The 548-nt window shown below is 57.3% G+C and carries 1 protein-coding gene; it reads left to right on the top strand.

Translation table 11 applies throughout. The features are described from left to right. A partial coding sequence (locus Q675_RS36350) for a c-type cytochrome (RefSeq protein ID WP_023012147.1) occupies positions 1-471 on the top strand: 471 nt, incomplete at its 5' end. Positions 472-548: the final 77 nt, after the last annotated feature.

The following is a 548-nucleotide window of genomic DNA, read 5'->3' on the forward strand; positions in this document are numbered from 1 at the left end:
TGTGGCTATTGTCACGGCGAGGACGGCAACAGCAAGCGCGACTACATTCCCAACCTGGCCGCCCAGCACCCCCTTTATCTGTTCAACCAGTTCGAGAAATTCCGCGATGGCACCCGCGAAGACTATGTGATGTCCAAGCTAGCGCAAACGTTGTCGCTGGAAGAGCGGATTGATATTGCGGTTTATTACAGCCAGCAGACAGCCAAGCCCCGCACCGGCGGCGACCCCGCCAAGACTGACGCTGGCGAGAAACTGTTTGCTGTTCGCTGTGCCGGGTGCCACGGCGACAAAGCACAGGGTTTCCGAGATATGCCTCGCCTGGCTGGGCAGCCGGCTGAGTATCTCGGGATTGCATTGAGGCGGTTTAAAGAGATGGACCCCACCAAGCACAGTACGCCGATGATTGGGGTGGCTGGGGTTTTGTCGGAGGAGGAGATTGAGGCTTTGGCGGGGTATTTGGCTGGGCGGTGATCAAATCAGCATCAAAATGAGAGAAGCTCTGATCAGGCTAGCGTCTGCCCATGATCAGCCCCGAAATGTACTGCTGG

Origin of the sequence: Marinobacter sp. EN3, from assembly GCF_000475315.1 — a bacterium.
Lineage (GTDB): Bacteria > Pseudomonadota > Gammaproteobacteria > Pseudomonadales > Oleiphilaceae > Marinobacter > Marinobacter nauticus.